Annotated in this window: 3 protein-coding genes; all 3 read left to right on the forward strand. The window is 46.7% G+C overall.

Annotated features, from left to right (window positions below; translation table 11 throughout):
* Positions 1 to 241 precede the first annotated feature (241 nt).
* The 3 genes from cspE (at position 242) to J1785_RS01615 (ending at position 2,244) form a co-directional block, all read left to right on the forward strand.
* Positions 242 to 451, forward strand: a complete 210-nt coding sequence (gene cspE / locus J1785_RS01605) for a transcription antiterminator/RNA stability regulator CspE (RefSeq protein ID WP_129952493.1) — start codon at positions 242 to 244, stop codon at positions 449 to 451.
* Positions 452 to 712: 261 nt separating this feature from the next.
* On the forward strand, positions 713 to 925 hold the full coding sequence (locus tag J1785_RS01610) for a cold-shock protein (protein ID WP_095922608.1): 213 nt from the start codon (positions 713 to 715) through the stop codon (positions 923 to 925).
* A 95-nt stretch (positions 926 to 1,020) separates the two neighbouring features.
* A complete protein-coding gene (locus tag J1785_RS01615; RefSeq protein ID WP_217139096.1) occupies positions 1,021 to 2,244 on the forward strand; it encodes a winged helix-turn-helix domain-containing protein in 1,224 nt (407 codons plus the stop codon).
* Positions 2,245 to 2,273: the final 29 nt, after the last annotated feature.

Raw genomic sequence — 2,273 nt, forward strand, 5'->3', positions numbered from 1 at the left:
GAATAATTACACAGCGGGGGTTGCTATTGCTCTGAACTTATGAGTAAATGCATGCAGCCTGTGTTGCAGCGCTATTTATGTATGAGTGTAGAGTAAAGCAGTTCCTCCCAGACGTTATCTGTTTCCCCATGATTCCGCTTCCAAGACGAACCTTCTAAGTCCTCCCCATAAGTAATTGTCTGAACTATTGGCTCACATTGCCGAATGGCAGGATTTTATATTTCGTAAAAAGGTTTTAAATATGTCTAAGAAAAATGGTCAGGTTAAGTGGTTCAATGAAAGCAAAGGTTTTGGTTTTATTGAGCAAGCTGATGGCGGTAAGGATGTATTCGTACATTTCTCCGCAATCGCAACCGAGGGTTTCAAGACGTTGGCAGAAGGCCAGCGTGTAGAATACACCATTCAGGATAGCCCGCGCGGTCCTGCTGCTGCTAACGTTATTGCGCTCTGAAAAGAGACGAGCGTAATGATATGAAACAACGTTAATCGTTCATCATATTAGCAGCGCAAAACCCGCCGGATGGCGGGTTTTTCATACCTGAAAAGGTCAATGCGACGTGTATATGATGTCGCGAAAGTTATAAAAATAATCGTTAAAACTAATTCGCTCATTAGAGGTTTTTTATAAAAAAATAACTTAGCAATGGGCAAACGCATCCGAACAATAATAAAAAAGTGTGTTCATGGATGCCCAAAAGAAAGGATAGAAATTATGATGTTAAAAATGGGTTTAGTTAAATGGTACAACCAGGCTAAAGGCTACGGTTTTATTTGTCCGCTCGATGGTTCTTCTGAAATTTATGTTCAGCGTACTTCCATCGCAAATACGGGTAATAAATCTCTGAGTGCCGGTCAGAAGGTTGAGTTCACCACTTACCGCAGCGTAGCACACGGCCCTTCCGCGGCTGATGTTATTGCATTCTGAGTCCGGTTTTGTTGTTCACCGTTGAGTTGAATTTTACGCTCCGGTAAAAATATGCTATCGGTATCCGCAGTTAAATTGCTGCCACGGATACCGATATGTCTCACCCGGTTATATCTCTTGCTTCAGCCCGCGCCCTGCATTTATCTGCGCAAAATCTTCTTGAGCCTGTCACCCGAAAGCCTGTTGCAGCGGATGTCGTGGACACGATCCGTGATATGGGCTTACTGCAAATCGATACCATAAGTGTCGTTGCGCGTAGTCCTTATCTTGTGCTGTTTAGCCGCTTAGGTAATTACGATCCTCAGTGGCTGGAACAGGCACTCTCAGCAGGAAAAATATTCGAATATTGGGCACATGAGGCTTGTTTTATTCCCAGCGAAGATTACGGACTCCTGCGCCACCGGATGCTGAATCCTCAGGGAATGGGGTGGAAATTTTCGCAAGCCTGGTTTGATGAACATCAGACGGATATTGCGGCGCTGTTGAGCCATATTGCCGACAAGGGGCCTGTACGTTCGGCAGACTTCAGTGCAGACAAGAAGTCTGCCAGTGGCTGGTGGGACTGGAAGCCGCATAAAAAGCATCTGGAAACGTTGTTTACCACCGGGAAACTGATGGTGTCAGAGCGGCGTAATTTTCATCGGGTTTACGACCTTGCTGAACGGGTGATGCCAGGCTGGGACGATGCGAGCCAAACGCTTGAACAGGCCGTGGCGGAACAACAGATGCTGCGGCGTTCGGCGCAATATCTCGGCATCTTCAAACCTGAATGGCTGGCGGACTACTACCGCCTCAGGCGCGTGAATACCAAGGCTGTGATTGCACAATTGCTGGCAGATGAGGAGATTACACCGATCGAAGTGACCGGGCTCGAAGGTACTTATTATGTTCATCGCAAACAGTTTCCCCTCCTGCAACAAGCCATCAAATCACGGATCGGTTCAACCGTCACCACGCTGCTTTCACCGTTTGATCCGGTGGTATGGGATCGTAAACGTGTGTCGACGTTATTTAATTTCGAATACCGGATCGAATGTTATACCCCACAAGCAAAACGCCAGTATGGATATTTCACACTTCCCTTATTGCAGCGCGGTGAGCTGATTGGCAGGGTGGATGCAAAAATGCATCGCAAAGAAAAAATACTGGAAGTGAAAAGCCTGCATCTTGAGCCGGATGTCACGATGGCTTCACGAAGGGCAAAAGATATACACGGAGCAATCAGCCGTTTTGCACAGTGGCAGGGAGCTGAAAAAGTCAAAATCGTGAATGTACCTGAAACGCTAACGGCGCTTTGGGGAAAAGACTGGCAGATTTGAGGTTATAAAATGAAACGGCTGCATCAGGC

The organism is Rahnella perminowiae (assembly GCF_019049755.1).
GTDB lineage: Bacteria > Pseudomonadota > Gammaproteobacteria > Enterobacterales > Enterobacteriaceae > Rahnella > Rahnella perminowiae.